Origin of the sequence: Hydrogenophaga sp. UC242_53 (assembly GCF_042696965.1) — a bacterium.
Lineage (GTDB): Bacteria > Pseudomonadota > Gammaproteobacteria > Burkholderiales > Burkholderiaceae_C > Hydrogenophaga.
In genome coordinates, this window is sequence record NZ_CP170552.1 from 4,638,450 (window position 1) to 4,663,439 (window position 24,990).

Genomic DNA, 24,990 nt, shown 5'->3' on the forward strand with positions numbered 1-24,990 from the left:
ATGTCACCCCAGACCACCGACGACCGCGAAGCCCTCATCCAGCGCAGCATCGCCTTTCTGGACGAGGTCAAGGACATGACCGCCGGCACGCCCCTGGAGCGCTGGCTGAACAGCACGCACGGCCCGGGCAGCGCGCTGTACGAAGACTTGGCGCGCCTCGTGAAAGCCGGCGTGCGCGACGGCTGGGCCGCCAACGTCGAGATCACCGGCCCGCACTACCGCCGCAGCCGCATCGCCGAGCCTTCGGCGCGCACGCACTGGTTCAGCATCACGGCGGTGGTCATGGACAGCACCGGCAACACGCAGGGCAATCCGGGCCACACCTTTCGCGGCCAGTACCACGCCCACCCCTACGGCGAGCTGAACATGGTGATCCCGCTCAACCCCGGCGCCGCGCTGGCCGGCCCCAATGGCTGGTGCGAAGGCGGCTGGACCGCGCCCGGCCCGGGCAGCCACCACTACCCCGAGGCGCGCGGCGGCGCGGTCATCGCGCTGTTCTACCTGCCCGCCGGGCGCATCGCCTACCACCCGCCGCCGGTGGAAGCGGCCACGGAGAACGCAACGTGAACAGGCCTTCCATCCAAGACACCACCCGCGTGGTCGATGGCGTGATGCGCTCGCGCCGGACCCTGCGCGCCTTCCGGCCCGAGCCGGTGCCGCGCGCGCTGCTGGAGGAACTGCTGGCCGTGGCCGCCACCGCGCCGAGCAACTCCAACACCCAGCCCTGGCGCGTGCACGTCCTCGCCGGCGCGCCCCTGCAGGCGATGGGCGACGCGCTGGTGGCCGCCTTCCGCGAGAACCGCCTGCCACCCTCGCCGCATTTCCCCGAGCCCCTGCCCGAGGAACACGCGCAGCGGCAGCGCGATTTCGGCGCGCTCTACTACCGCACCCTGGGCATCGCCGTCACCGACATGCCGGCCCGCATGCGCCAGACCGAGAAGAACTTCCATTTCTTCGGCGCGCCGGTCGGCCTGATCTTCACCATCGACGCCCGCCTGGCGCCGCACAGCTGGCTGGACCTGGGCCTGCTGGTGCAGAACGTGATGATCGCGGCCAGCGCGCGCGGCCTGGGCAGCTGCCCACAGGTGTCGTTCGCGCGCTTCCACCCGGTGGTCGCTCAGCACCTCGGCCTGCGGGAGCACGAACTCACGGTGTGCGGCATGTCGCTCGGTTACCCCGAGCCAGACGCACCCGTCAACCGCATGGCAATGCCGCGCCGCGAGGTGAGCGAGTTCGTCAGCTTCGAAAGCTTCGACGCGCCACCGCGCGCGTGAATGGGCGTGCTCAGCGCGCCGGCGTCACGCGCCAGACGGTGTTGGACAGGTCGTCCGCCACGATCAAGGCGCCCTTGGGGTCCACGGTCACGCCGACCGGTCGGCCCATGGTCTTGCCGTCGCTCTGGAAGCCGGTGACGAAGTCGACCGCCGGGCCGCTGGGGCGGCCGTTGGCGAAGGGCACGAATACCACCTTGTAGCCCACAGGCTCGTCGCGGTTCCAGCTGCCGTGCATGCCGATGAACGCCCCCTCGGCGAACGGCGCCGCGAACCCCGTCTGCACAAAGGACAGCCCCAAAGGCGCCGAGTGCGAGGGCAGGGCAACGTCCGGGCGCACCGCAGCCTGGACCTTCTTGTCGTCCTGAGGCTGCACGCGGCGGTCGACGTTCTGGCCCCAGTACGCATAGGGCCAGCCATAGAACGCCCCTTCCTTCACCGACGTGAGGTAGTCCGGCACGAGGTCGGGGCCGAGCTCGTCGCGCTCGTTCACCACCGCCCAGAGCTGCCGGCTGGTGGGCTCGAACGCCAGCGCCGTGGGGTTGCGCAGGCCGGTGGCGAAGGTGCGCGTGGCGCCATGGCTGGCATCGATCTGCCAGACCACGGCGCGGTTCTCTTCCACCGCCATGCCGCGCTCGCCGATGTTGCTGTTGGAGCCGATGCCCACGTAGAGGTAACGGCCCTCGGCATCGGCCGCGAGCGACTTCGTCCAGTGGTGGTTGACCGCCGAAGGCAGCTTGGTGACGCTCACGGGCGCCGCCGTGGCCTGGGTCTGCCCGGCCACGTAATCGAAGCGCACCAGTTCGTCCTGGTTGGCGACGTACAGCTTGTTGCCCACCAGCGCCAGGCCGTAGGGCGCATTGAGGTCCTTCGCGTAGACCCATCGGCCTTCGTAGGTGCCATCGCCATCGGCATCGCGCAACAAGGTCAGCTGGTCGCCGCCCTTGACGGCGGTGTTGCCCTTGGCCTTGATGATGCCGGCGATGTAGTCCTTGGGCCGCAGGGTCGGCGCACCGCCGCCCTTGCCTTCGGCCACGAGGATGTCGCCATTGGGCAGCACCAGCGACTGGCGCGGGACTTTCATGTCGGTGGCGATGGACTTGATCGTCCAGCCTGGCGGCACGGTGGGCCGGCGCTCGCCCCAGCCGGCGGGTTCCGCGATGCGCATGCTCGGCAGCAAGCCCCGCTGCGGGGGCGGCAGCTCGGGGTTGGCGGGTTGCTGTGCGCCGCTCGCCGCGGCCGCCAAGGCCAGGGTGGTGCCCATCCACAGGGCCCGGGCCGTCATGCCGTCCTCCGCAGAAAACCGGCCAGCCCGCTCGCGCTGGCCGCCACGGCGAGCACCACCACCACGGCCGACAGGATCAGGCCGGCCGGCATCGTGGCCCAGCCATCCTTGCCGTGGATCAAGGCGTTGACGAAGCCGACGACGAAGGTGATCAGCAGCAAGGCCAGATAGAGCAGGCCCCCACGTGGACGTTGGGCCGACGCACGCAGCGCGTCCACGGCGGCCCACAACAGCACCGGGCCGGCGATCAGCAAGCCGCCCGCGTTCAGCCACGCGGCGAAGTTGAGCCACTGGATTTCCTGGCTGCCGGCGTAGGCCCAGTCGCTGAGGAGCGCGCCCAGGAAGAGCGGCACGGAGGAGAGGGCGAAGAGGGCATGCATTCGGGTATTCACGGTCCAACTGCGGTGTTGCTGAGGCCATGATCGCCAGGGGCTGGGGCAGGTGTCTGTTCGCCACCGAACAGTGCACGATGTCGCTCCGTGGTGTCATGCACGTGGAGGTACATGCCTTGGACGAACTGAGGAGGTGGGTTCCCTACTGCGGCGAGGCACCCGGCCCGGAGGTCTGGCTGAGCCGATGGAACCTCGACCCCGTGCTCGGGGCCGTTCTGTTGCTGGCGGCGCTGGCCCTCTGGCGCATGCCGGTGGGCAGCGATGCCACGCCCCGCCGGCGCCTGAGCCTGCGCGGCGCGTGGGCCCTCGCGGTGGTGCTCTACGTGTCGCCGCTGTGCGCGCTGAGCTCGACCTTCTTCACCGTGCGGGTGATCCACCACCTCGCGCTCGTGCTGGTGATGGCGCCCTTGCTGGTGTTCGGTCTGGAGCCCTGGCTGCGGCGCTTGCCGGTGTCGCTCTGGAGCGCCACGGCCATCGCCACCGTGGTGTTCTGGATCTGGCATGCGCCGGCGCCGTACGCGGCGGCCCTGTCGTCGGACGGGATCTACGCGCTGATGCAAGGCACGCTGCTGGCCAGCGCCATGGCGTTCTGGCTCGCCGTGCGTCGGGCCGCGCCGGCCGCGGCGATGGGCGCCGTGCTGGTCACGACGGTGTGGATGGGGCTGCTGGGCGCCTTGATCACCTTCGCCGGGCGGCCACTGTATCCCCCGCATTTCGCGTCCGCCCTGAGCTGGGGCGTGGCGCCGCTGGAAGACCAGCAACTCGCCGGCATCACGATGTGGGCGCCGGGCAGCATCGCCTACCTGGCCGCGGCGATGTGGATCGGCTGGCGCTGGATGGGCGCCGAACGCGCGCGCGGCGTGCGCGCCGATCTCGCATGAACCTCATTGCCGCCATCGAATGGGCCGAGGGCTACAACCGGCGCGGCCTGTACTCGCCGATCGGCGTCACCTTCCACTGGGTGATGGCGGCGCTGATGATCTTCCAGCTGGCCCATGGCTGGTACCTGGGCTGGCAGCCGGTGGGGGGCGACAAGTACGTCGGTTACCAGACCCACACGCAGATCGGCCTGACGATCATGCTGCTGGGCACGCTGCGCCTGTTCTGGCACAGCCAGCTCAGCGGCCCCGACACCGTGGACGAGACCTCGTTGGCGGGCAAGGCCAGCCGCCTGCTGCAGACCTGGTTCTACGTCAGCTTTTTCGCTTTGCCCATCAGCGGCTGGGTGATGTGGTCCACCTTGCCCAGCGACCTGCCGCTGTCGATCGCGGGCCTGATCCCGTTCCCCAACCTGCCGTTCGATCAGTTGTCCGAGGGCCTGCAGCACCGCCTGATGCAGTGGGCCGCGACCGCCCACTTCTGGATCGTGTGGATCACGGCGCTCCTCATTCCCGGCCATGCCGGGGCGGCCGTGCTGCACTACGTGATCAAGCGCGACCGCGTCCTGCCTTCGATGTTCGACCTCAACGGCCCGGACTCGCCGGGTGTGGTGGGGATCCGCGCCAGATAAAGGCCCAGTTGCCTGACCTGCCCGGCATCGAGCTGCTGAGCCACCTCCAACATCCCATGCTTGCCGTCATTGCGCCGTTTCGACCGCTGCCAGTCCTGCAGTTGCTGGCTCAGGTAGAAGGCCGGCTGGGCGTTCAGCGGCGGCCCGTTCTCGCTGCCCACGCCTTCGGCGCCGTGGCACTGCTGGCACGCGCGCGCATACAGCGCCGGCGTCGCGGCATCGATGGTTTCCTGCGTGGCGGGTGCCACCGCCTGCGGCGGCAAGGCGGCGTAGTGGTTGCGCACCCGCACGCGTTCGTGGCTGTCGAGAAAACGCGCCACGTCGCGCATCACCTCGTGCGGCCGCAGGCCGGCGGCGTAGTCTTCCATCTGCTTCTGCAGGTAGCCCGCCGGCAGGCCGGCGAGCCGCGGCGCGTCGAAACCATTGCCCTCGCCGCGCACACCGTGGCAGGTCGCGCAGGCGTAGCGCGCGCCGGCTTCGCCGCCGCTCATCGCGATGAGTTCGCCGCTGCGGCTCCAGCGGTCGTCGCTGGGGGTCTTGCGGTCGGTGCAGGCCGTCGTCAGGAGCAGGGCGCACAGGGCCAGCCACAGCCGGCCGGGGTTCGCGGGCCGGTGTGTGTGCAGCAGCGGGTGGGTGCGCATGGAATCTAGATCATCGTTCATGCCGGGCCCCGGCGGCACATTGAGGGGCTATTGCGGCCGCTGGCTGGTGCTGGCCTGCTTCAGCCTGGTGGCCTGCGACGGCCCGCCCGACCGCACGCCGACGCTGGGCGACGCCGACGCCGCCACCGGCCGACGCCTCGTCGCCGACAAAGGCTGCGTGGCCTGCCACACCTTCCCCGACGTGAAGTGGCCGCGCGGCGGGCTCGGGCCGTCGCTGCACGGCTTCGCCCGGCAGGGCCTGATCGCCGGGCAGCTGCCGAACCAGCCCGGCGTGCTGATGCAGTTCGTCAGAAACGCGCCCGGGCTGGTGCCCGGGACGGCCATGCCGGCCATCACGATGTCAGACCAGGAAGCCCGCGATGTCACAGCCTACCTCCTCACGCTCCAGTCTCGCTGAGGCCCTGAGCGGCTGGCCCCCGCCCGTGCTCGATCCGCACGGCCCGTTCTCGAACACGGTCACCTCGCTCGCCTGGGTGCTGATCGCGCTCGTCACGCTGATCTTCGTGCTGGTCTGCGCGGCCCTCTGGGTGGCGCTGTACGGCAGCGACGAATTGCGCGCCAGGCTCGGTGGCGAAGGCGTCGTCAGATGGTTCGGGCTCATCGTCCCGACCGGCATCCTCTTCCTGCTGCTGGTGTGGGGCCTGACGCTGGCCGCAGGCATGAGCACCATCAAGGGCGACGAGCTGCGCATGCGCGTCTCGGGCAACATCTACTGGTGGCGCGTGTCCTACCTGGACGCGGCGGGCAACGAGGCGCACGCCGATGCCAACGAACTGCACATCCCGGTGGGCCAGCCGGTGGTGGTGGACATGGTGTCCGAGGACGTGATCCACAGCTTCTGGGTGCCCAAGCTCGGCGGCAAGATGGACATGATCCCGGGCCGCACCAACCGGCTCAAGCTGCAGGCCGACAAGGCGGGCGTCTACGGCGGGCAATGCGCCGAATTCTGCGGCGGGGCGCACTCGCTGATGGGCTTCGTGGTGGTGGCGCACGAGCCGGCCGACTGGCAGCGCTGGCGCGAGGCGCGCCTGGCGCGCCAGCAGCCACCGCCGGCCCCGGCCGCAGCCCCCGTCAACGACGAGGTGCTGCGCGGCCGCCAGCTCTTCGGCGACATGGGCTGCGCGGCCTGCCACCGCATCGCCGGCACGGCCGCGCAAGGCTTGTCGGGCCCCGACCTCACGCACATCGGTTCGCGGCAGTCGCTCGGCGCCGGCATCCTACCCAACAACCGCGGCACGCTGATCGGCTGGATCGGCGACAGCCAGTCGATCAAGCCCAACAACCGCATGCCCGCCTACCGCTCGCTGCAGGCCGCCGAGCTGCACGCCCTGGCCGCGTACATGGAGTCCTTGAAGTGACGAGCCGGATTCCCTCCGGCGTGGCGGGCGCGCTCGACGACGCGGCGAGCGCGCCGTCGGAAACCGGTTTCGACGCGCGGCTCTACGAGCGTTTTCCCACCAAGGGCCGAAGGCCGCGAGGCGAGCTCGAGGAACTGAAGAAGGTCTGGGAAACGCCCACGGGCTGGCGCGCCTTCAGCGCCGTCAACAACAACTTCATCGGCTTCCTGTTCATCGTCACCGCTTTCGGCTTCTTCGTCGCCGCCGGTGTGCTCTCGCTGGTGATGCGCGTGCAGCTGTCCGCGCCGCTGGCCGGCATCGTGCCGCAGGAGACCTACAACCAGCTGTTCACGATGCACGGCTCGGTGATGATGTTCCTGTTCGCCGTGCCCGCCGTCGAGGCCATCGCCGTGCTGCTGCTGCCGCAGATGATCGGCGCGCGCGACCTGCCCTTCCCGCGGCTGTCGGCCTACTCGTACTGGGCCTACCTCATCGGCGGCGTCGTCTTCTTCTGCTCGATCTTCTTCAGCCTGGCGCCGTCCGGCGGCTGGTTCATGTACCCGCCGCTGAGTTCGGCGGTCTACGCCCAGGGCATCAACGCCGACTTCTGGCTGCTGGGCATCGGCTTCATCGAGATCAGCGCGATCGCCGGCGCCATCGAACTCACCGTGGGCGTGCTGCGCACGCGCGCGCCCGGCATGACGCTGGCCAAGATGCCGCTCTACGCCTGGGCGGTGCTGATCTTCGGCGTGATGATCATCCTGGCCTTCCCCGCGATGATCATGGTGACCTTTCTGCTGGAACTCGAGCGCGCCTTCAACTGGCCGCTGTTCGACGCCACGCGCGGCGGCGACCCGCTGCTGTACCAGCACCTGTTCTGGTTCTTCGGCCACCCCGACGTCTACATCATCTTCATCCCGGCCTCGGCGATGCTCTCGACCATGATCGTCACGGTCGCGCAGAAGCCGCTGGTCGGCCACGAGATCGTGGTGCTGGCGCTGATCGCCACCGGCTTCATCAGCTTCGGGGTCTGGGCCCACCACATGTTCACGGTGGGCCTGCCCGGCCTGTCGGCCGGCTACTTCTCCGCCGCGTCGATGGCGGTGGCGCATCCCGGCGGGCGCCCAGGTGTTCGCATGGATCGCCACGCTCGCGGCGGGCAGGATCCAGCGCAACGTGCCCTCGCTCTTTCTCGTCGGCGGCATCCTCATCTTCGTGATGGGCGGCCTCACCGGCGTGATGGTGGGCATGGTCGCTTTCGACGGCCAGGTGCACGACACCTACTTCGTCGTCGCGCACTTCCACTACGTGCTGATCGGCAGCATGGTGTTCCCGCTGTTCGCCGCGTTCTACTACTGGACGCCGATGATCAACGGCCAGCAGCTGTCCGAGCGCGTGGGGCGCTGGGTCTTCTGGCTCAACTTCGTCGGTGTGCATGTCTGCTTCCTGCCCATGCACCTGAGCGGGCTGATGGGCATGCCCCGGCGCGTGGACACCTACCTGCCGGGCCGGTCCATGGAGGTGCCCAACCTGATCTCGACCGTGGGCGCCTTCATCATGGCGGCCGGGGTGCTGCTCTTCCTGATCGACGCCATCCGCTGCTACAGCCGCCAGGGCATGGGCGGCGGCGGGGGGAACGCGCGCAACGTCTACCACGGCGGCACGCTGGAGTGGCTGTCCACCGGCAACTACGGCATCCGTTCCATCCCCGTCGTCAGCTCCCTCGAACCCCTGTGGGCCGATGCCCGGCTGCGCGAGAACGTCGAGGCCGGGCGCTACTTCCTGCCCGGCACCACCACCGGCGCGCGCGAGACGCTGATCACCAGCAGCTCGCGCGCCGAGCCGCAGTACGTGCAGATCATGCCCGGGCCCGCCTGGTCGCCGCTGCTGGCGGCGCTCTTCACCGCCGGCTTCTTCCTGCTGCTCACGGTGAAGGCCTTGACGCTGAGCGCGATCTGCGGCGTGCTCACCATCGTCTGCGTGATGCGCTGGGTCTGGCACAACGACCGGCACATCCCGCAGAAGCAGGTGGACGCGGGCGGGGGCATCCTGCTGCCGACCTACGTGACCGGCCCGCAATCGCACGGCTGGTGGGCCGCGGTGCTGCTGGTCATCGTGCTCGGGATGATCTTTCTGATGGCGATGTTTTCCTACCTCTACCTGTTCGGCGCCCACCCGGACTGGTGGCGCATCACCGCGCCACGCGGCGCGCTGGCGCCTGGCCTGCTGCTGCTCGGCGCCTCGGCGGGCCTGGCCTACGCGGCCCGGCCCTTGCTGGCGAGGTTCAAGCGCGGCAGCGGGCTCAGCGCCGTCGCCATGGCGCTGAGCATGGTGTGCCTCGTCGCGGCGCTGGCGGTGGACAGCCTCGACTGGTGGAACGCCGGGCTGCGCGGCGATGCCAGCGGGCAAGGCGCGGCCATCTACGCCATGTTGGCGTGGCACAGCTCCATCGTGCTGGCGGTGATGCTCTCGGCCGTGTACTACCTGGCGCGCTGGATGCGCGGCCTGGCGCCGGGCCCGGCCAACAAGACCCTGGAGGCGCTGCGCATCCTGTTCATGTTTGCCGCGTGCGAAGGCGCGGCCGCCCTGCTGTTGCCGCGCGTGCTGCCGTGGGGCGGCGTGTGAAGGCGCTCCAGCCGTCGAGCGGGCGGCCGATCGTCACGGCCCTGGCGCATCTGGTTCGCGCACTTCATGGTGATCTGGGCGGCCAGCGAAATCTGGCCGCACCAGTGGACGGCCAACGCGGTGGCCTGGGGCGCCACGGCGATCGCGCTGCTGGCCGTGGGCGTGCACGACGTTCGACTGAAGGCCCGACACACCGATGGCCGCCTCCCGGGCTGGAGCTACCGCATCGCGCGAGGGTCCACCGCCATTGCCACGGCGGCGGTGGTGTTCAGCGCATTGCCTTCCCTGGTGTTTCTGCCCTGAGCGGCAAAACTTGCAGACCTCGAGGAACAGGCCGGCCACCGCGCCCAGGGCAGACGGGCGGGCACGCCAACTGCCGGAGACCCTGTGGGCGCGGCACACCGCGCCCATCGACCCGAAAGGAAACCACACCATGGCACGCAGCAGCATCCAGGGCACCACCCCTGCACCACCCGAACCCGCCGGCCGCGACACCGCCTCGCTCGGCCCCGGGGACTCCTCCGACAGCGGCAGCGACATGATGGGCATTGCCGACAGCGACGGCGGCGACCCCAACGCGCCCGCCGACTTCGACACCCGCGACGAACAGCGCCCCAGCTTGCTGTCGCCCGACGCGCTGGCCTCCCCGAGCGACGCCGCCGGCACCGGCGAGAGCCGCAGCGCCGGCGGCGACGGCGGCAAGCGCGATGGATGGGACATCGGCGTGGATCACGTGATCACGCCCGGCGGCACGGACGCCGCCTCCGACGACGAAGACCCCGACCTCGCCTTCATCGACGACGCCGAAGCCGGCGACCCGCTGAGCGACGAGGGGTTGGACGAGAGTGAGGAAGACGGCACGGCGCCACCGAGGCCGAGTTCGCCGAAGTCTCCGAAGGCGTGATCTGGAGCGATCGGGGTTAACCGCTCTTCTTTCGCTTGGAGGGTGCTTAGCCCTTGGCCTGGGGCTTTCGCGCTGGAGCAATTGGCACCGTGGGCAATGGTGGCGGCGTCATGCCTGCGGCGAGCATGCCCACGTACTTCACCGCCTCGACCTGCTTCTCCGGAGAGCAACGTTCGAGGTCATCCACCACGGCGCGCTGCATCGGATTCAGGCCCGATCGCTTGACAAGGCGCTCACCCGTCAGAACGTAGAGAGCGTCCACGCCCTCGGCAGCAAACCGCGCCAGCAACTCGGCCGTAAGGCGCTTGCGGCCGTTGCACACGTCGCGAAGACCGGCTCCATTCGGCTCGCCGATTTTCCGGGAGGCTTCGGCGATCGAGCCAAACCGATCCAGCTCGGCACGAAAACGAGTAACTAATTCTTCCACATCGACGGTTGACATTATCTGATATTTCCTCAAAACTACATCCAAAGTACTTATTTAAAAGACAAGCCTCTCACTTGCTTGTGTATTTTTCCGTTACTCAATGCTAGCCCAGGGAAGGAGCTACTTCGCCATGACCCGATCAGCTGACTCTTCGACACGCAAGCGCGTGCCCAACGGCGTCAACAGCTCGCGCCCCATCGCGCTGCGGCTCACGCCGGCCGAGCTGGAACGTGTGAAAGAACGGGCCGAACGCGAACACCGCTCCATGGCCAGCGTGTGCCGCCTCGCGGTGCTGCGTGAGCTGGGCATGAACGACACGGGGACCACCCCATGAAACTCCGCCAGATCCCACTGCCCGAGCCGGTCTACCTCATGCGCTGCACCGTGCCGGCACAGCGCATGTCACTCTCGATTCAGCAACGCACGATGGCAGGCCTGAGCGTGGCCGCGAGCCGCACGGCGGAACCAGATGTGCCTGCGGTGGTGCTGCTGCAGGCACGCGAAGCCCCCTTCGACCTGGAATGGAGCCTCAGCCCCGCGCAGGCACGGGCGCTTGCGGCCAGGTTGATTGACGCTGCGGCGAACTGCAACAGGCTTGATAGCTTGGCTTGCACTGCCCCGTGCGGTTGAAGGACTCGCACTAACGCAGTAAATCGATCGCAGCGATTGCTGACGGCTGCGCTTGCGCACCGAACGTGCGATCTGCGCCACGTGGCGGTCATCCAGTCGTGACTATGAAGGTGTACGGCTTGCACACAGCGGTGCCACGGCTAGACTTCCGCAATCGGCCAGAAGCGGACATTGCATTCATGATCAAATTGCCCATTCGCGTTGATGAAAGTGGAGACCTGACGGAGTACTGGTCGGTTGCCGAAGTCGAAGCGAAGCTTGAGCCAATTGATGTCCTAAATGGCGAGTACGTGGTGACAGACGCGGATGGTCGCCCTTTACATCTCGACGTTGTGAGAGAACGGCGCCCATGGTTCTTCGGCCTCTTCAGCGTTGACGTGGAAGTCACAAAGCTATCGCCACCCCAATAGCGGGAATCGGCCAGAAGCGGACGTTCCCAGGACGAGCTGAGAACGTCCGCTTCTGGCCGATTGCGGCAGTCTAGCGGTGACACTGCTTCCTGCAAGTCCTAGACCTTCACCGCCAATGGCTGAATGACTGCAATGTGTTGCAGATCGCACCTTGGCCACCCCCGCCCCGCGAAGGCTTTTCGGCCCACGCCAGAAACATCCGTTTACTCAAAACCTGCCGGATCGATAGACGCGAGCCCAGCTCGAAGGCAAGCTGTTTGTTGGTGGAGCGCTTGGACCCCACCCCCCAGGAGAAGGCGATGAGCATCCTGCAGGCACCCGTGGGCAAAGGGCACACCGTTCAAAGCGTGCACCATCTCGCGCGAATTTGCTGCACGCCCGCAGCAAGCAAGCTCAAGCGCGAAGCCTCCACATCCACCCATTGGCAGACAGCGGATCCCGCTGTTCTTCAGACGCTCAGGACCGTGGTCGAAGCGGGCAATGAGAAGTTCGGCCACGGCTCACACTGGATAGAAAGACGCTACACGGCAGACGATCCTTCTTCTGCCCGCTAGAGAGCAAGAGCACTCAGCAGCGCATTCGACGAGGCCGGACAGGGCCTACAGGTCCACAGAGAGTTGGCCTACCGGGGCGAAAGCGCTTCAACCTGACACTGAGTCTTCGGACCGATGTCCGGTCCCGCAAACGCTCAGGAGCCCCGCAGCATGTCCATCACCCCCAACCCGCCAGGCCAGACCCCCGGCAAGCCCATCGACCAACAGCCCCCTGGCGACGACCGCGCGCCGGGTGCCAACCCGACGCATCCGGATCGGGCGCCTCAGACCAATCCCGCCGATCGCAAGCCGGGCGAAGCGTCGGGTGGCTTGGGCTTCAAGCCCGGGCAATGACCAAATCGGCCATGGGCCGGGCCACGCAGGGCAGGCAATAGCCGTCCTGCTTTTCGTCGGCGCTCAGGCCGGGCCAGGGAATGTCGTAGCGCACTTGCCCCTGCAGCAGCCGGGCGATGCAGGTGCGGCAGGTGCCGTTGCGGCAGGACACCGGCCAATCGATTCCCGCGCGCGCCATCGCCGCGAACAGGCTGGTCTCGCTGTCGGCCTCGGCGGCCACGGCTTGGCCGTCAATCTGGATGCGGAAGGTTTTCATGCGCGTCGAAAGGGGAATGGCGTGGGCTTAGACTTTCCCCATGACCTTGGAATATTGGAAGTATGACGCGGGCACCGAATCCGTCGCCTCCCTGGTGATTCCCGCCGCACTGGGCCGCGCGCGCACCTTCGACCTCGATGCCACCCTGCTGGTGTCTGTGCTGGCGGACCCCGCCGAGCCCTCGCACGAACTGGTCGTGGAGGTGGACGGCCGGCGTTTGTGGGCTCGCCGCGTCCCGGGCCATAGCCCCGGCGAGACCGACGGCCTGGACTACCACTGCCGCCTGACGGTCGAGGCCGATGCCGAATGCCGCGTGCGCGCCAAGGCGAGCTGCAAGGGCTCGCGGGTGCTGTCGCTGGTGCTGGAAGCCCGCGAGACGGCTTACTGAGACCCCTCCATGGATGGTGGCTTCGGTTGCCGCTGACACGGCGCTGCGCTAGCCTGCGGCTTCCTTCCACCGTGCCCAGGAGCCTCCCATGCCCAGCCGTTCCCTTCTTCTCGCCAGCGCCGCCGTTGCCACTGTCGCCCTGATCGCGGGTTGCGGCGCCATGAAGCCTTCTGGCGGCAACTCCATGGGTTTCTTCATCACCAGCGCCAACCCGGGCAAGGGCGGCGACCTCGGCGGCCTGGCCGGCGCGGACCGCTTCTGCCAGTCGCTGGCCACCGCCGCCGGCGCGGGTGGCAAGACCTGGCGCGCCTACCTGAGCACCGCGGCCATGGATGGGCAAGCGGTGGTCAATGCGCGCGACCGGATCGGCTCCGGCCCATGGACCAATGCGAAGGGCGTCGTCGTCGCCACCAGCGTGGCCGACCTGCACAGCGCCAACGCCAAGCTCGGCAAGGACACCTCGCTGACCGAGAAGGGCGAAGTGGTCTCCGGCTTCGGTGATGCGGTCAACCGCCACGACATCCTCACCGGCTCGCGCCCCGACGGCACGCTGGCCGTGCCCGAGCCCGGCAAGGACACCACCTGCGGCAACTGGACCAAGAGCGATGGCGGCTCCGCCATGGTGGGCCACCACGACCGCAAGGGCACCAACCCCGACCCGGCGGCGAACGCGTCGTGGAACGCGTCGCACGGCACGCGCGGCTGCAGCGTCGATCAGCTCAAGATGAGCGGCAGCGCGGGGCTCATGTACTGCTTCGCGACGAACTGACCTGGGTGGAGGTGCGCCGCCCCACCGCGTGCATCACCGCCCGCCAGGCAAACACCATCGCCGGCCCCAGCGTCACTCCCGGCCCGGGGTAGCGCCCGCGCATGATGGACGCCATGTCGGCCCCGGCCGCGTACAGCCCTTCGATCGCCTGGCCGTCGCGGCCTAACACCCGCGCGTCCACATCGGTGCGCAGGCCCACGCTGGTGCCCGCGTCGCCGGGCCACACGGTCACCGCGTAGAACGGCGCCGTCGCGATGGGGCCGATGCAGGGGTTGGGCGTGTGGGTCGGGTCGCCGTTGAAGCGGTTGAGTTCGCTCGTGCCTTTGCCGTAGTCCAGGTCCACGCCGGTGTGCGCGAAGCCGTTGTGGCGCGACACGGTGACGCGCAGGCCTTCGGGGTCGATGCCGAGCTGGCCCGCGAGCGCGGCCAGCGTGGGCGCGCGCTTGAGGTAACCGGCGCGCAGGTAGGGCCGCAGCCGCCATGCGCCCGGGCGCACCAGGCCCAGGCCGTAGCGGTGCAGAAAGTGGGCGTCGCAGATCAGGTGCGCGGGCACGGCGGGCTCGGGCGAGGCGTTGAGCATCGCGAGCACGAAGTCGTGGTACGAGTCGCCTTCGTTGACGAAGCGCCGGCCGCTGGCGTCCACCGCGATCAGGCCGGGCTTGGCGCGGTCCAGCGCGAAGTGCGGGAAGCGCTGCTCGGTGCCGTCCGCCTGGCGCAGCACCGACACCGGCACCCAGAAGGCGGGCGTGCGGTGCCCGGTCTCGTCGATGGCGGCGCCCACGCTTTGCGCGAGGCGAAGGCCGTCGCCGGTGTTGCCTTCGAACAGGAGCGACTGCGTCTGCGCGGGCGCGGGCAGCAGGCGTTGGCGCCACTCGGGCGCGTCGCGAAAGCCGCCGCAGGCGAGCACCACGCCGCACCGCGCCTGCACGCGCCAGGTGCGCCCGCCTTGCGAGAGCGTGGCGCCGCTCACCCGGCCGCCGTCTTCGTGCAACTGCTGCACGGCCACGCCCATGAGCGGGTCCACGCCGCGCTGGCGCAGGCTGAGCAGCAGGCGCGCGATGAGCGCGTTGCCCATCACCAGCCGCGTGCCGCGCGGGTGGCGCAGGCGGTCGCGCGCGTGGCGGCTCAGCAGGGTGAACACGTGGCGCAATGCGGCCCGCGAGGCCAGGGGCTTGAGCAGCGGCGCGATGTCGTCCTTGCTGACGGACATGCCGCCCAGCACCATCATGTGGCTCATGGGCGGGCGCACGCGCGCGAAGTCGGGGCCGAGCTCGCGCCCGTCGAAAGCGCGCGCGACGAGCGCCCGGCCGCCGATGGCCGCGCCGGCGTGCTGGTCGTGGTAGTCGGGGTGGCGCGCGGCGGGCACGAAGCTGACGCAGGAGTGTTGCGCCAGGTAGTCGAGCACGCGCGGGCCGGTGCGCAGGAAGGTGTCGCGCAGGTCGGCGCCGCTGTCGGTGTCGATCTCGGCGGCCAGGTAGTGGTGCGCGCGCACCACCGGGTCGGCCAGGCCGGCGCGCTCGCTCTGGCTGCTGCCGGGTATCCACACGGTGCCGGCCGAGGTGGCGGCCGTGCCGCCGAGCTGCTCGGTCTTCTCGCAGACCAGCACGCTCAGGCCTTCGATGGCGGCCACCAGCGCGGCCGTGAGCCCCGCCACGCCGCCGCCGATGACGAGCAGGTCGACCGTTTCCTCAGTGCGCATGCGGGAGGCCGCTCACCGGCGGGCGCCGGTGGAACCAGGGCCGCGCTGCTTCGAGTTGCGCGCACAGGCGCAGCAGCAGGCCTTCGTCGCCATAGCGCGCCGCGAACTGGCAGCCGATGGGCAGGTTGTCAGCCGTCCAGTGCAGCGGCACCGAGGCCGCGGGCTGGCCGGTGACGTTGAAGGGGTAGGTGAAGGGCAGGTAGGCCGCGAGCTTGCTCATCCAGTCGCGCACGTCGCTGGAGCGGATGTTGAAGTGGCCGATGGCCCGGGGCGTCTGCGCGAGCGTGGGCGTGAGCCACACGTCGAAGCGCTCGAAGAAGCCCGCGATGCGCCGCGACTGCCGCTGCAGCGCATGCAGGTTGAGAATGTATTCGGCCGCGCTGGGCACGCGGCCGACCTGGGCCAGCGCGTAGGTCAAGGGCTCGACCAGTTCCGGGTCGGGCAGGGGGCCACCGGTGGCGCGCGCGATGTTGGCCATGGTGTGGGTGGCGAACACCATTTCGAAACCGCGCTCCACCACCTGCGCGTCGTAGTCGGGCGAGGCTTCTTCCACGTGGTGGCCGAGCTGTTCGCACAGGCGCGCGGCGTCTTCCACGGCGTCCACGCAGGCCGGGTCCACCGGCACGCCGGTGGGCGCGGTCTTCGCGAAGGCGATGCGCAGGCGCCCGGGCGCGCGGCCCATCTCTTCCAGGTAGGGCCGCTCGGGCGGCACGGCGGTGTAGGGGTCGCCCGGCATGGGGCCGGCGATGGCGTCGAGCAGGGCCGCGCTGTCGCGCACGCTGCGGCTCACCACGTGCTGGTGGGCGAGGCCGTTGAGGCCCTCGCCGCCTTCGGGGCCGGCGGTGATGCGCGCGCGCGTGGGCTTGAGGCCGAACAGGCCGCAGCACGAGGCCGGGATGCGGATGGAGCCGCCGCCGTCGGTGGCGTGGGCCAGCGGCACCATGCCCGAGGCCACGGCCGCCGCCGCGCCGCCGCTGGAGCCGCCGGGCGAGAGTTCGGTGTTCCAGGGGTTGCGCGTCACGCCGTACAGCAGCGACTCGGTGATGGGCGAGAGCCCGAACTCGGGCGAGTTGGTCTTGCCCGCGATCACCAGCCCCGCGCGGCGCAGGCGCGCCACGATCTCGCTGTCGGCCGCCGCGGTGTTGTGCGCGTACAGGCGCGAGGACGCGGTGGTGGCCGCGCCCGCCACCGAGGCCACCAGCTCTTTCACCAGAAAGGGCACGCCCTGGAACGGCCCGGCCGGCAGGCCGCGCGCGATCTCGGCGCGCGCCGCGTCGTACAGCGGCGTGACCACCGCGTTGAGCGCCGGGTTGTGCGCGGCGATGCGCGCGAGCGCGGCCTCCAGCAGCTCCTGCGGCGTCACCTCGCCTTGCTTGACCAGCTGCGCCAGGCCCAGGCCGTCGTGGCTTTCGTAGTCGATGGTGCTCATGGGGTCTCCGATGCGTGGGGGGGCCAGTCGGCGCGCGGCATGGCGGCGGTGTCGCTCAGGTCCGGGTCCACACCGGAGCCGAAGCCCACGCCCGCGAGCGAGCCCAGGGCCAGCTGCCCGCGCGCTATGCGCAGGCGCGCGCGGCCGTCCTGCCGGTGGTAGAGGTCGGGGTGCGCGGCCAGGTAGGCGTCGGCCTCGGCCGGTGGGCGGCCGTTGAAGCCGTCGATGAAGTGGTGGGCGTTGCGCTCCACGTGGGTGATGCCGAGCAGGCTGACCAGCGCCAGGTCCTGCTGCACGCTGATGCCGGGCTGGGTGGTGAGGTCTTCGGCCGACATGAAGAAGGTCTCGCGGCCCTCGGCCTGGTTCCACACCTGGCAGCGCGCGAGGTTGAGCACCGATTTGTAGAAGCCCTTGCAGGCCTTGGTGGAGACGCCGGTGTAGCCCAGCGCGCGGGCGCAGGGGAAGGCGTCGAGGTCACCGTCGGACTCGTCGATGATCACGGGCTTGTGCCGCGCCAGCGCCGCCACCGGCTGGGCCAGCGCCATCTGCCGCTTGATGGGCTGTTCGATCAGCAGCGTGGCCTCGCACAGGCGGCGCAGCGCGGGCTCGGCGGCCATGCGCTGCCACAGCGCGGCGATGGCCTCGGCGTTCTCGTACTGCTCGTTGCCGTCGAGCGTGACCACGTAGGGGTCTTGCAGGCGGTCGAGCACGGAGGCGATGCGGCGCAGCCGCTCGAGGTCGGCGTCGGCCTGGCCCGAGACCTTGAGCTTGAAGTAACGGTTGCCGTATGCGGCCACCACCTCTTCCAGGGTTTCGGGCAGGCCGTCGTTCACGCGCGTGCCGGCGGCCTGGTCGCCCGCCACGATGGGGTCGAGCAGGCCCACGGTGTGGCGCACGGCCAGCGAGGTCAGCGGCGTGAGGCCGCGCAGGAAGGGCGCGAGCGCGAAGCCCTGGAGATCGGGCGCGATGGGGTGCGCGCGCATGCCGGGCCGGTTGTGCTGCATCGCCTGCCAGAAGCTCAGGCCTTCGATGCGGCACAGCGCGTCGAGCACCGCGCGGTCGATCAGGGCCGGGCCGTAGCTGGTCACCAGCGGGTTCAGGCCACACGCGGCGCCGGCCTCCAGCAGCTCGCGGTAGTGGTTGGCATACAGGTCGAAGGCGCTGAGCGGGGGCGCCGCGCCGTAGGCCTCGGCGGTGAGTTCCAGCGCCTTGCGCAGCTGGTCGTGGTTCTGCGCGTCGGAGAGCGCGGGGTTCTTGTCGAACCACTTGGCGCCCAGTGCTTCGGCGGCGTAGCCCGTGCCTTCGCGCCCGTTCTCGTGGCGCACGCGCACGCGCACGATGGCCTGGCGGCCTTCGGTCACGGTGATGACGCCGAAGCGGAACGGCAGGCGCAGCCGGTAGGGCGACTCGAAGCGCTCGACGGACAAAACTTGGACGCGGGGGGCGGTGGGCATGGCGGTCATTTCCTCAATGCAGGGCCTCCAGCAGGCCCCGCAGGTAACCGATGGCGCGGGCGGCGGCCATGGGGCCATCGGGTTGGTAGTCGAAGGGCTCCACCGCCACCCAGCCGGCGTAGCCGTGCTGGCACAGCGTGCGCAGGATGTCGGCGAAGGCCAGCGCGCCCTGGCCGGGGCCGCGCAGGTTGGGGTCGTTCACCTGCACGTGGGCGAGCAGGCCGGTGGGCAGCCAGCGCGCGAGCACGGCAGGCACCGGCTCGGCCTCGGCGCGCGCGGCGGCGCAGCAGTCGAGCATGGTGCGCAGCGCGGGGCGGCCGATGGCGCGCACGATGGCGGCGGCCTCGGCCACGGTGTGGATGAAGTCGGCCTCGGGCGCGGCCAGGGGTTCGATGCAGTAGACGACGCCGGCCGCCTGCGCGTGCGCCGCCACGGCGGCGAAGGCCTCGATGCCGCGTTCGCGCGCGGCGGCTTCCTCACCCGGTGGCAGGCGGCGCTGCGCGGGCGAGCCGTGCACCAGCACCGAGCCGCCGAGGTCGGCGCAGAGGTCGATCTGGTGGCGCAGGGTGTCGAGCGTGCGGGCGCGCACGGTGGTGTCGGCCGAGGTGATGGACAGGCCCGCCGGTTGCCGCAGCAGCCAGTGCAGGCCCGAGACCTCGATGCCCGCGTCCACCGCCGCGCGGCGCAGCCCGCTGCGCCGCGCGCTCGACAAGGCTTCCTCGCCCAGCGTGAAGGGCGCCACCTCCAGCCCGTCGTAACCCAGGGCGGCCGCCACCTCGCACTGGCGGGCGAACGGCAGCGGCGCCAGCACCTCGTTGCACAGGGCGATGCGCACGGGGCCGCTCTTTCAGCCGCGCGGGCGGTGGCGAAGGTTCACCACTGCGGGCCGGCCCGCGTCTCGCGCCGGCCGGTGGCGCCCGAGAGTTCGGTGTACAGCTCGAAGGACATGCGGCCCAGCGCCGGGTCGGCGCGCGTCTCGGCGGTGCGCGGGCGCGCGATGTCCACCTGGCGGATGTCCGCCACGCGGCCCGGGCGCGGCGACATCACCACCACGCGGTCGGCCAGGAACACGGCCTCGGGAATCGAGTGCGTGACGAAGACGATGGTCTTGCGCTGCCCGCCGCTGCTGCTCTCGCCCCAGATGCGCAACAGCTCGATGTTCATCTCGTCGCGCGTCATGGCGTCGAGCGCGCCGAAGGGCTCGTCCATCAGCAGGATGGGCGGGTCCAGGATCAGCGCGCGGCAGAGCGAGGCGCGCTGCTGCATGCCGCCCGAGAGTTCGCCCGGCCGCTTGTTCGCGAAGTCGCCCAGACCCACCATCTTGAGCAGCGCGTGCGCGCGCTCGCGGTATTGCGCGGGGTTGCCGCCGGAGAGTTCCACCGGCAACAGCACGTTGTCGAGCACCGAGCGCCACTTGAGCAGCAGCGCGGCCTGGAACACCATGCCCACCTTGGGGATCGGCTTGTCCACCGGCACGCCGTCGACCAGGATGCGCCCGCTGGTGACGGGGCGCAGGCCGGCGATGGCGCGCATCAGCGTGGACTTGCCGCAGCCGCTGGGGCCGACCAGCGCCACGAACTCGCCTTCGCGGATCTGCAGCGAAATGTCGCGCAAGGCCTCCACCGGGCCGCTCTCGGCCTGGTAGATCATGCCGGCATGGTCCACCTCGATGAGGACGCGGCCCGAGGCCACGCCATCCGTTTGTTCTGTTGCTGGGCTCATCTCGTCGGTGTCCTGCATGCCTGGTTTCTTGCGCGCTGTGGGCTTACTTGACCGGCAGCGGCATCGCCACCTTGGTGAAGTACTCGGTGCTGAACACCGTCTTGCAATCCACCTTCTTGGGCAGGCCCATGTAGGTGTTGACGATGTCGGTGGAGGCGCACATCTTCTTCTCGTCGATCCAGCCGATGCCGTTGTCGGCGTAGTTCTTGGTGCGCATGAGGTCGAAGCCCATCATCATGTTGGACTCGATGATGGCCACGTCGATCTCGGGCACGCGCTTCTTGAAGATGGCCAGCGCTTCCTTGGGGTTCGCCATCACGTCGCGCCAGCCCATGTACGAGGCTTCGAGGAAGGCCTTGAGCTGCTTGGGCTTGTCGGCCATGGTTTTCTCGCCCGCGATGATGGACATGGCGTAGAGGTCGAAGCCGTAGTCGGCCCACTGCAGGCGCACGGCCTTGCCCGGGCCCATGGCCTTGTCGTAGAAGGGCTGGCCGGTGGTGTAGTCGGCCACGCCGTCCACGCGCTTCTCGGCGATGGAGGCGACCTTGGCGGTGGGCTCGATGTTCACCCAGCTCACCTTGTTCGGGTCGATCTGGTTCAGGCGCGCGAAAGCGGGGAAGGCCAGGCGCTGGCTGTCGCCGGCGGGCGCGGCCACGGTCTTGCCTTCGAGGTCCTTGGGCTTGAGCAGCGGCGCGTCGGCGTGGCTGAAGAAGGTCATGGGCGTCTTGTCGAACACCATGCCCACCATCTTCACGCGCGCGCCGCGCGAGGCGGCCGAGATCACCGGCACCGCGTCGGCCAGGCCGGCGTCGGCGCGGTTGGTGTCCACCTTGGCGATGGAGTCGCCCGAGCCCTTGGAGTTTTCCAGCGTCACGTCCAGGCCGCGCTGGGCGTAATAGCCCTTGTCCAGCGCCACCCAGTAGGCGGCGTGGTCGCCCACGGCGAACCAGTTGAGGGCGAAGGTGAACTTCTCCTTGGCCTGGGCCGAGGCCGTGGCCGGCAGCAGCGCCAGCAGGGCCGCGCAGACGGCGGCGGCGGAAACAGCGATCCTGGGAGTCATGGTGCTTTCCTTTCGGAGGACGGGTGGGGAAGAGGAGAACGGCGGGGAGGGAAGGGGTTGTTGTTTTCTTTGATCAGCGCGGGGCTTCTTCGGCCCAGGGCGCGAGCAGGCGCGAGAGCAGGGCCACCAGGCCGTACAGCAGCAGGCCCAGCACCGAGATCCACACCAGCGCGGCGAACGCGGCCGGCGTGTTCATGCTGCTCTGCGTGGTGATGATCACGTAGCCCAGGCCCTTCTGCGAGGCCACGAACTCGCCCACCACCGCGCCCACCACGGCCGAGGTGGCGGTGACCTTGAGCGCGCTCAGGATGTAGGGGTAGGCGTTGGGGATGCGGATCTTCATGAACACCTTCCACTTGGGCGCGCTGAACACGCGGCCCAGGTCCACCATGTCCTGGTCGATCTGGGTCAGGCCCACGGCGGTGTTGATGACCACCGGGAAGAAGCCGATCAGCGCGCCGATCAGCATGTTGGGCAGGATGCCGTAGCCCAGCCACATCAGGAACAGCGGCGCGATCGCCACCTTGGGCAGCGTGTTCACGAACACCAGGAAGGGTGTGAGCGCGCGCGAAATGCCTTGCGACCAGGCGATGGCGATGCCCAGCATCACGCCGGCCACACCGGCCAGCACGAAGGCGCCGAGGATTTCCACACCCGTGATCCAGGCGTGGCTGAACCAGGGGATCTCGTCGCTCAGCATGGCCTGCCACACCGAGTACGGGCTGGGCAGCAGGTATTCGCGGATGCCGAACACCGACACCGCGAGCTGCCACAACACGATGAAGCCCACGAACAGCCCGATGGCGGGCAGGTAGTGGGCGGTCCAGCGGGCGATTCTGTTTTGCGTCATGGTGGGTTTCTTCTTTCCGTCACGCGAGCCAGCGGCTCAGGCCGGCCTTCACGAAGGCGTCGTCGGCCAGGTCGCCGTGCTCGGCGCACACGCGGTCGATGGCTTCCTTCTGGCCCGGGCTCAGGCCTTCGTTCGGGTCCAGGCACCAGATGCCTTCGAGCAAACCCTGGCGGCGCAGGATCTCATGGCAGCCGGCGATGCAGCCGTGGAAGTCGTTGGCCACGTCGAAGAAGGCGCTGTTGCAGTCGGTCACGCGGCTGTCCAGCGCCAGCATCTCGGCCGTCACCACCGAACCCTTGGCCGCCGACTTGCACAGCTCCAGCATGCGCACCGCGCCCGAGGTCCACACCGACCAGTGGCCGAGCAGGCCGCCCCGGAAGCGCACCGTCACCGGCACACCGTCGCGCGGCACGGTGAAGGGCGTGATCAGGTCGAGCACGATGTGGTCGTCGTTGCCGGTGTAGAGCGTCACGCGCTCTTCGGCGCGCGCCTGCACCAGGCCGCGCACCACGTCGAGCGTGCGGTAGCGGTGGAAGGGCGCGACCTTGATCGCCACCACGTTCGGGATCGCCGCGAAGCGGGCCCAGAAGGCGGCGCTCAGGTTCATGCCGCCCACGGCGGGCTGCAGGTAGAAGCCGATCAGCGGGATCTCTTGCGCCACCGCCTCGCAGTGGGCGATCAGCGCGTCTTCGCTCTGGCCCTTCATCGCGGCCAGGCTCAGCAGGCCGGCGTTGTAGCCCAGGCCGCGCGCGAGTGTCGCTTCGGCCACGGCCTGTTCGGTGCGGCCGCACACGCCGGCCACCATGGCGAGCTCGCGGCCGGGTTCGACCCAGGCGCGCGCGGTCTCCACGGCCAGGCGCAGCACCTCTTCATACAGCCCCACCTCGCGGATCGCGAACTGCGTGGTGTGCACGCCCACGGCCAGGCCGCCGGCGCCGGCATCGAGGTAGTAGCGGCTGAGCGCGCGCTGGCGGCGCACGTCGAGCTGGCGCTGCGCGTTGAGCGCGAGCGGGTGCGCGGGAATGGCCAGGCCCCGGCGCAGCAGCGCGCGGGTGTGTTCGACTTGGGAGGCAGTGAGGCTCATGGTTCAACCAAATTCGGGACCGGCCAATACGAACAGGCGGTCGTTGACAGAGGCGATGGGGGCGGCGCCGAGCGACATGCGCACGAAGGCGCGCTGGCGCGCGAAACCGGCCTGCTCCAGCCAGGCGCGCAGCGCGGCCCAGCGTTCGGGCACATCGAGGAACACGCGGCCGCTGGCGCCGGCCAGCGCGGCCTGCAGCAGCGAGAGCGCCGAGCTTTCGTCGTCGGCCACCAGCGGGCCAATCTGCGTGGCGCGGCGGCCTTCGCGGGCGATCACGAAACCGGTGCGCGCCGGCGACAGGCCCACGCGCGTGCCGGCACGTTGCAGGAAGTCGGTCAGCAGAAAGCCCCGGCCACAGCCGTTGGCCTGGGCGTCGAGCGCCGACACCGTGGCGGCATCGGCCGGCGGCGCGGGGCGCGGCGCGGCGGCGGCATCGGCGACCGTGCCTTCCCAGCGCGCGAGCGCGAAACCGTCCTCGAAACCGATGCGCAGGTAGGCCTGTTGCCCGGCGGGCGTGGCGTCCAGCACCGGCGTGGCGCCGAGCGAGCGCAGGTGCGCCACGCAGCGCGCCATCAGCGCGGTGGCCAGGCCCTGGTGCCGCCACGCAGGGTTCACCAGCACCATGGAGACCCAGCCGATGCCACCTTCATACGGCAGCGCGGCGGCCGTCGCCACCAGCGGGCCCGCATCGCCATCGCGCAGGCCGAAGACGCGGCCCTGCGTGATGAACAGGCGCCAGTCGTCGGCGGTCTGGTTCCAGCCCGCGGCGTCCGACAAAGCGAGGCCCTCCGGCACATCGTCCGGACCGAGGATGACCGAGGTCAGTGCCTCAGAAGGCGCCATCCCGGACCTCGAACTTGGTCGGCTTGCCGTGCGCCGGCTGCTCGCGCTTGACCCAGTCGGCCACCCAGTCGAGCATGGCGCCCAGCGGCACCAGCGGGTAACCGAACAGCTTGCCCGCCAAAGTGGTGTCCGACAGCAGCGCGGTGGCCGCCTCCTGCCCGCTCACCTGCGCCTTCACGCCCAGGCGCGCGGCGAACTCGTCCACCAGCCAGCGCACCGAGAGCGTTTCCGGCCCGGTGCAGTTCACCGGCGTGGCCGGCACCGTGCAGTGGCGCAGGCAGCGCAGCACCTGCGCGTTCGCATCGCCCTGCCAGATCACGTTCACGTGGCCCATGGTCACGTCCACCGTCTCGCCGCGGTGCACCTTGGAGGCGATGTCGTACAGCACGCCGTAGCGCATGTCGATCGCGTAGTTGAGCCGGAAGATGCGGCCCGGCGTGCCGTGCTGACCCGAGAAGTACTCGAACATGCGCTCGCGCCCGATGCACGACTGCGCGTACTCGCCCAGCGGTGCGGGCGGCGTCTTCTCGCTCGCGCCCTGGCGGCCCACCGTGGTCAGCGGGTAGATGTTGCCGGTGGAGAAGCCGACGATGCGCGACTCGCGGAAGGTGTCGGCCACCAGGGCCGGCACGTGGGTGTTCATGGCCCAGGTCAGGGCCTGGTTGTCCTTGGCGCCGAACTTGTGGCCGGCCGCGAAGACGATGTTGGGCACGCGCGGCAGCGCCTCGATGGCGGCGCGGTCCAGCAGGTCGGCGGCGATGGTCTCGATGCCCCAGGCTTCCATGCGCTGGCGCACGGCGGGGTCGCTGAAACGCGCCACGCCGATCACGCGCTTGTGCGGCGCGGCGTTCTTGGCCAGGCGCGCGAGCGTGGGGCCCATCTTGCCGGCCACGCCCAGGATCATGATGTCGCCGTCCACCTGCGCCAGGTCGTCGATCAGGGCCTGGCTCGGCCGCGACAGGAATTCCTCCAGCGCCTCGACCGACTCGAAACGAGCCGGCAGCTGCGCGGGATCCAGCAGTGTGACAACGTTGCCTGACATGGCATGACCCTTTTCTCAAACGCGATGGGATGAGCATATGGGCGTGTCAACTTC

The 24,990-nt window shown here is 69.8% G+C and carries 31 protein-coding genes and 1 pseudogene; 17 read left to right on the forward strand and 15 right to left on the reverse strand.

Features of this window, described 5'->3' with window-relative positions; genetic code table 11:
• A complete protein-coding gene (locus ACFJI0_RS23255; protein ID WP_382322501.1) occupies positions 1–567 on the forward strand; it encodes a DUF4863 family protein in 567 nt (188 codons plus the stop codon).
• Positions 564–1,274, forward strand: a complete 711-nt coding sequence (locus tag ACFJI0_RS23260) for a nitroreductase (RefSeq protein WP_382322502.1) — start codon at positions 564–566, stop codon at positions 1,272–1,274. The genes ACFJI0_RS23255 and ACFJI0_RS23260 overlap by 4 nt, the downstream gene beginning before the upstream one ends.
• 10 nt (positions 1,275–1,284) lie before the next feature.
• Here ACFJI0_RS23260 and ACFJI0_RS23265 read toward each other — a convergent pair whose 3' ends face one another.
• Positions 1,285–2,556, reverse strand: coding sequence for a PQQ-dependent sugar dehydrogenase (locus ACFJI0_RS23265; RefSeq protein ID WP_382322503.1), 1,272 nt, complete (start codon positions 2,554–2,556; stop codon positions 1,285–1,287).
• On the reverse strand, positions 2,553–2,936 hold the full coding sequence (locus tag ACFJI0_RS23270; protein WP_382322504.1) for a hypothetical protein: 384 nt from the start codon (positions 2,934–2,936) through the stop codon (positions 2,553–2,555). Before ACFJI0_RS23270 ends, ACFJI0_RS23265 begins: the two co-directional genes overlap by 4 nt.
• An 89-nt stretch (positions 2,937–3,025) precedes the next feature.
• On the opposite strand from ACFJI0_RS23270, the gene ACFJI0_RS23275 reads away from it, so the two are divergent.
• Both ACFJI0_RS23275 and ACFJI0_RS23280 read left to right on the forward strand, forming a co-directional pair.
• Entirely contained in the window at positions 3,026–3,829 is an 804-nt protein-coding gene (locus ACFJI0_RS23275; RefSeq protein WP_382322505.1) for a cytochrome c oxidase assembly protein, read from the forward strand.
• Positions 3,826–4,458, forward strand: a complete 633-nt coding sequence (locus ACFJI0_RS23280) for a cytochrome b (protein WP_382322506.1) — start codon at positions 3,826–3,828, stop codon at positions 4,456–4,458. Before ACFJI0_RS23275 ends, ACFJI0_RS23280 begins: the two co-directional genes overlap by 4 nt.
• Here the strand turns inward: ACFJI0_RS23280 and ACFJI0_RS23285 are convergent.
• A complete protein-coding gene (locus tag ACFJI0_RS23285) occupies positions 4,368–5,099 on the reverse strand; it encodes a c-type cytochrome (protein WP_382322507.1) in 732 nt (243 codons plus the stop codon). The genes ACFJI0_RS23280 and ACFJI0_RS23285 overlap by 91 nt on opposite strands.
• Between ACFJI0_RS23285 and ACFJI0_RS23290 the strand changes: the two genes are divergently transcribed.
• The 6 genes and pseudogenes from ACFJI0_RS23290 to ACFJI0_RS23315 all read left to right on the forward strand — a co-directional run bounded on the left by ACFJI0_RS23290 (position 5,098) and on the right by ACFJI0_RS23315 (position 9,986).
• Positions 5,098–5,517, forward strand: a complete 420-nt coding sequence (locus tag ACFJI0_RS23290; protein WP_382325802.1) for a c-type cytochrome — start codon at positions 5,098–5,100, stop codon at positions 5,515–5,517. The two genes, ACFJI0_RS23285 and ACFJI0_RS23290, sit on opposite strands and share 2 nt — an antisense overlap.
• A gap of 25 nt (positions 5,518–5,542) precedes the next feature.
• Positions 5,543–6,478: a cytochrome c oxidase subunit II gene (gene coxB, locus ACFJI0_RS23295; RefSeq protein ID WP_382322508.1), complete on the forward strand. Its 936-nt coding sequence runs from the start codon at positions 5,543–5,545 to the stop codon at positions 6,476–6,478.
• 248 nt (positions 6,479–6,726) lie between these two features.
• A pseudogene (locus ACFJI0_RS23300) lies at positions 6,727–7,506 on the forward strand (cbb3-type cytochrome c oxidase subunit I); the annotation flags it as partial.
• A gap of 79 nt (positions 7,507–7,585) precedes the next feature.
• Positions 7,586–9,082, forward strand: coding sequence for a cbb3-type cytochrome c oxidase subunit I (locus ACFJI0_RS23305; RefSeq protein WP_382322509.1), 1,497 nt, complete (start codon positions 7,586–7,588; stop codon positions 9,080–9,082).
• A 66-nt stretch (positions 9,083–9,148) separates the two neighbouring features.
• On the forward strand, positions 9,149–9,385 hold the full coding sequence (locus ACFJI0_RS23310) for a hypothetical protein (protein WP_382322510.1): 237 nt from the start codon (positions 9,149–9,151) through the stop codon (positions 9,383–9,385).
• A gap of 130 nt (positions 9,386–9,515) precedes the next feature.
• A complete protein-coding gene (locus ACFJI0_RS23315) occupies positions 9,516–9,986 on the forward strand; it encodes a hypothetical protein (protein ID WP_382322511.1) in 471 nt (156 codons plus the stop codon).
• 46 nt (positions 9,987–10,032) lie between these two features.
• On the opposite strand, the gene ACFJI0_RS23320 is transcribed toward ACFJI0_RS23315, so the two are convergent.
• A complete protein-coding gene (locus tag ACFJI0_RS23320; protein WP_382322512.1) occupies positions 10,033–10,428 on the reverse strand; it encodes a hypothetical protein in 396 nt (131 codons plus the stop codon).
• A gap of 115 nt (positions 10,429–10,543) precedes the next feature.
• On the opposite strand from ACFJI0_RS23320, the gene ACFJI0_RS23325 reads away from it, so the two are divergent.
• From ACFJI0_RS23325 to ACFJI0_RS23345, 5 genes are all read left to right on the forward strand, one after another.
• Positions 10,544–10,747 carry a hypothetical protein gene (locus ACFJI0_RS23325; RefSeq protein ID WP_382322513.1) on the forward strand — a complete coding sequence of 68 codons (204 nt, stop codon included), beginning with the start codon at positions 10,544–10,546 and terminating at the stop codon, positions 10,745–10,747.
• Complete coding sequence (locus ACFJI0_RS23330; RefSeq protein WP_382322514.1) at positions 10,744–11,043, forward strand: hypothetical protein; 300 nt, start codon at positions 10,744–10,746, stop codon at positions 11,041–11,043. The genes ACFJI0_RS23325 and ACFJI0_RS23330 overlap by 4 nt, the downstream gene beginning before the upstream one ends.
• A gap of 179 nt (positions 11,044–11,222) precedes the next feature.
• Entirely contained in the window at positions 11,223–11,453 is a 231-nt protein-coding gene (locus tag ACFJI0_RS23335) for a hypothetical protein (protein WP_382158994.1), read from the forward strand.
• Positions 11,454–11,752: 299 nt separating this feature from the next.
• Positions 11,753–12,007 (forward strand): hypothetical protein, encoded by a 255-nt coding sequence (locus ACFJI0_RS23340; protein WP_382322515.1) that lies wholly within the window; start codon positions 11,753–11,755, stop codon positions 12,005–12,007.
• A 150-nt stretch (positions 12,008–12,157) separates the two neighbouring features.
• On the forward strand, positions 12,158–12,340 hold the full coding sequence (locus ACFJI0_RS23345) for a hypothetical protein (protein WP_382322516.1): 183 nt from the start codon (positions 12,158–12,160) through the stop codon (positions 12,338–12,340).
• Here the strand turns inward: ACFJI0_RS23345 and ACFJI0_RS23350 are convergent.
• Entirely contained in the window at positions 12,324–12,596 is a 273-nt protein-coding gene (locus tag ACFJI0_RS23350; RefSeq protein ID WP_382322517.1) for a 2Fe-2S iron-sulfur cluster-binding protein, read from the reverse strand. The two genes, ACFJI0_RS23345 and ACFJI0_RS23350, sit on opposite strands and share 17 nt — an antisense overlap.
• Positions 12,597–12,636: 40 nt before the next feature.
• On the opposite strand from ACFJI0_RS23350, the gene ACFJI0_RS23355 reads away from it, so the two are divergent.
• Both ACFJI0_RS23355 and ACFJI0_RS23360 read left to right on the forward strand, forming a co-directional pair.
• Positions 12,637–12,984 (forward strand): hypothetical protein, encoded by a 348-nt coding sequence (locus ACFJI0_RS23355; protein ID WP_382322518.1) that lies wholly within the window; start codon positions 12,637–12,639, stop codon positions 12,982–12,984.
• Between the two features lie 88 nt (positions 12,985–13,072).
• The gene (locus ACFJI0_RS23360; RefSeq protein ID WP_382322519.1) at positions 13,073–13,753 is read left to right on the forward strand and encodes a hypothetical protein; all 681 of its coding nucleotides are present in this window, start codon (positions 13,073–13,075) and stop codon (positions 13,751–13,753) included.
• Here the strand turns inward: ACFJI0_RS23360 and ACFJI0_RS23365 are convergent.
• From ACFJI0_RS23365 to ACFJI0_RS23410, 10 genes are all read right to left on the reverse strand, one after another.
• The gene (locus ACFJI0_RS23365) at positions 13,728–15,452 is read right to left on the reverse strand and encodes an FAD-dependent oxidoreductase (RefSeq protein WP_382322520.1); all 1,725 of its coding nucleotides are present in this window, start codon (positions 15,450–15,452) and stop codon (positions 13,728–13,730) included. The genes ACFJI0_RS23360 and ACFJI0_RS23365 overlap by 26 nt on opposite strands.
• Positions 15,442–16,881: an amidase gene (locus ACFJI0_RS23370; protein WP_382322521.1), complete on the reverse strand. Its 1,440-nt coding sequence runs from the start codon at positions 16,879–16,881 to the stop codon at positions 15,442–15,444. Before ACFJI0_RS23370 ends, ACFJI0_RS23365 begins: the two co-directional genes overlap by 11 nt.
• Positions 16,878–18,335, reverse strand: coding sequence for a mandelate racemase (locus ACFJI0_RS23375; RefSeq protein ID WP_382322522.1), 1,458 nt, complete (start codon positions 18,333–18,335; stop codon positions 16,878–16,880). The genes ACFJI0_RS23370 and ACFJI0_RS23375 overlap by 4 nt, the downstream gene beginning before the upstream one ends.
• A gap of 13 nt (positions 18,336–18,348) precedes the next feature.
• Positions 18,349–19,170: a sugar phosphate isomerase/epimerase family protein gene (locus ACFJI0_RS23380; RefSeq protein WP_382322523.1), complete on the reverse strand. Its 822-nt coding sequence runs from the start codon at positions 19,168–19,170 to the stop codon at positions 18,349–18,351.
• A gap of 38 nt (positions 19,171–19,208) precedes the next feature.
• Positions 19,209–19,985, reverse strand: coding sequence for an ABC transporter ATP-binding protein (locus ACFJI0_RS23385; protein WP_382325804.1), 777 nt, complete (start codon positions 19,983–19,985; stop codon positions 19,209–19,211).
• A gap of 115 nt (positions 19,986–20,100) precedes the next feature.
• On the reverse strand, positions 20,101–21,117 hold the full coding sequence (locus ACFJI0_RS23390) for an ABC transporter substrate-binding protein (RefSeq protein ID WP_382322524.1): 1,017 nt from the start codon (positions 21,115–21,117) through the stop codon (positions 20,101–20,103).
• Between the two features lie 73 nt (positions 21,118–21,190).
• Entirely contained in the window at positions 21,191–21,967 is a 777-nt protein-coding gene (locus ACFJI0_RS23395; protein WP_382322525.1) for an ABC transporter permease, read from the reverse strand.
• Positions 21,968–21,986: 19 nt separating this feature from the next.
• Positions 21,987–23,051, reverse strand: a complete 1,065-nt coding sequence (locus ACFJI0_RS23400) for a dihydrodipicolinate synthase family protein (RefSeq protein ID WP_382322526.1) — start codon at positions 23,049–23,051, stop codon at positions 21,987–21,989.
• 3 nt (positions 23,052–23,054) lie between these two features.
• Positions 23,055–23,894 (reverse strand): GNAT family N-acetyltransferase, encoded by an 840-nt coding sequence (locus ACFJI0_RS23405; protein ID WP_382322527.1) that lies wholly within the window; start codon positions 23,892–23,894, stop codon positions 23,055–23,057.
• Positions 23,881–24,936 carry an NAD-dependent epimerase/dehydratase family protein gene (locus ACFJI0_RS23410; protein ID WP_382322528.1) on the reverse strand — a complete coding sequence of 352 codons (1,056 nt, stop codon included), beginning with the start codon at positions 24,934–24,936 and terminating at the stop codon, positions 23,881–23,883. Before ACFJI0_RS23410 ends, ACFJI0_RS23405 begins: the two co-directional genes overlap by 14 nt.
• Positions 24,937–24,990 lie beyond the last annotated feature (54 nt).

What these genes read in the sequence shown, in the direction of transcription:
- ACFJI0_RS23265 (WP_382322503.1), bottom strand. Translation starts at nt 2,556, where the DNA reads ATGACGGCCCGGGCCCTGTGGATGGGCACCACCCTGGCCTTGGCGGCC.
- ACFJI0_RS23365 (WP_382322520.1), bottom strand. Translation starts at nt 15,452, where the DNA reads ATGCGCACTGAGGAAACGGTCGACCTGCTCGTCATCGGCGGCGGCGTG.
- ACFJI0_RS23370 (WP_382322521.1), bottom strand. Translation starts at nt 16,881, where the DNA reads ATGAGCACCATCGACTACGAAAGCCACGACGGCCTGGGCCTGGCGCAG.
- ACFJI0_RS23405 (WP_382322527.1), bottom strand. Translation starts at nt 23,894, where the DNA reads ATGGCGCCTTCTGAGGCACTGACCTCGGTCATCCTCGGTCCGGACGAT.
- ACFJI0_RS23360 (WP_382322519.1), top strand. Translation starts at nt 13,073, where the DNA reads ATGCCCAGCCGTTCCCTTCTTCTCGCCAGCGCCGCCGTTGCCACTGTC.
- ACFJI0_RS23330 (WP_382322514.1), top strand. Translation starts at nt 10,744, where the DNA reads ATGAAACTCCGCCAGATCCCACTGCCCGAGCCGGTCTACCTCATGCGC.
- ACFJI0_RS23350 (WP_382322517.1), bottom strand. Translation starts at nt 12,596, where the DNA reads ATGAAAACCTTCCGCATCCAGATTGACGGCCAAGCCGTGGCCGCCGAG.
- ACFJI0_RS23320 (WP_382322512.1), bottom strand. Translation starts at nt 10,428, where the DNA reads ATGTCAACCGTCGATGTGGAAGAATTAGTTACTCGTTTTCGTGCCGAG.
- ACFJI0_RS23390 (WP_382322524.1), bottom strand. Translation starts at nt 21,117, where the DNA reads ATGACTCCCAGGATCGCTGTTTCCGCCGCCGCCGTCTGCGCGGCCCTG.
- ACFJI0_RS23275 (WP_382322505.1), top strand. Translation starts at nt 3,026, where the DNA reads ATGTCGCTCCGTGGTGTCATGCACGTGGAGGTACATGCCTTGGACGAA.
- ACFJI0_RS23285 (WP_382322507.1), bottom strand. Translation starts at nt 5,099, where the DNA reads ATGCGCACCCACCCGCTGCTGCACACACACCGGCCCGCGAACCCCGGC.
- ACFJI0_RS23290 (WP_382325802.1), top strand. Translation starts at nt 5,098, where the DNA reads ATGGAATCTAGATCATCGTTCATGCCGGGCCCCGGCGGCACATTGAGG.
- ACFJI0_RS23310 (WP_382322510.1), top strand. Translation starts at nt 9,149, where the DNA reads ATGGTGATCTGGGCGGCCAGCGAAATCTGGCCGCACCAGTGGACGGCC.
- ACFJI0_RS23315 (WP_382322511.1), top strand. Translation starts at nt 9,516, where the DNA reads ATGGCACGCAGCAGCATCCAGGGCACCACCCCTGCACCACCCGAACCC.
- ACFJI0_RS23280 (WP_382322506.1), top strand. Translation starts at nt 3,826, where the DNA reads ATGAACCTCATTGCCGCCATCGAATGGGCCGAGGGCTACAACCGGCGC.
- ACFJI0_RS23375 (WP_382322522.1), bottom strand. Translation starts at nt 18,335, where the DNA reads ATGCCCACCGCCCCCCGCGTCCAAGTTTTGTCCGTCGAGCGCTTCGAG.
- ACFJI0_RS23400 (WP_382322526.1), bottom strand. Translation starts at nt 23,051, where the DNA reads ATGAGCCTCACTGCCTCCCAAGTCGAACACACCCGCGCGCTGCTGCGC.
- ACFJI0_RS23385 (WP_382325804.1), bottom strand. Translation starts at nt 19,985, where the DNA reads ATGATCTACCAGGCCGAGAGCGGCCCGGTGGAGGCCTTGCGCGACATT.
- ACFJI0_RS23345 (WP_382322516.1), top strand. Translation starts at nt 12,158, where the DNA reads ATGTCCATCACCCCCAACCCGCCAGGCCAGACCCCCGGCAAGCCCATC.
- ACFJI0_RS23335 (WP_382158994.1), top strand. Translation starts at nt 11,223, where the DNA reads ATGATCAAATTGCCCATTCGCGTTGATGAAAGTGGAGACCTGACGGAG.
- ACFJI0_RS23270 (WP_382322504.1), bottom strand. Translation starts at nt 2,936, where the DNA reads ATGCATGCCCTCTTCGCCCTCTCCTCCGTGCCGCTCTTCCTGGGCGCG.
- ACFJI0_RS23340 (WP_382322515.1), top strand. Translation starts at nt 11,753, where the DNA reads ATGAGCATCCTGCAGGCACCCGTGGGCAAAGGGCACACCGTTCAAAGC.
- ACFJI0_RS23255 (WP_382322501.1), top strand. Translation starts at nt 1, where the DNA reads ATGTCACCCCAGACCACCGACGACCGCGAAGCCCTCATCCAGCGCAGC.
- ACFJI0_RS23325 (WP_382322513.1), top strand. Translation starts at nt 10,544, where the DNA reads ATGACCCGATCAGCTGACTCTTCGACACGCAAGCGCGTGCCCAACGGC.
- ACFJI0_RS23355 (WP_382322518.1), top strand. Translation starts at nt 12,637, where the DNA reads ATGACCTTGGAATATTGGAAGTATGACGCGGGCACCGAATCCGTCGCC.
- ACFJI0_RS23410 (WP_382322528.1), bottom strand. Translation starts at nt 24,936, where the DNA reads ATGTCAGGCAACGTTGTCACACTGCTGGATCCCGCGCAGCTGCCGGCT.
- ACFJI0_RS23395 (WP_382322525.1), bottom strand. Translation starts at nt 21,967, where the DNA reads ATGACGCAAAACAGAATCGCCCGCTGGACCGCCCACTACCTGCCCGCC.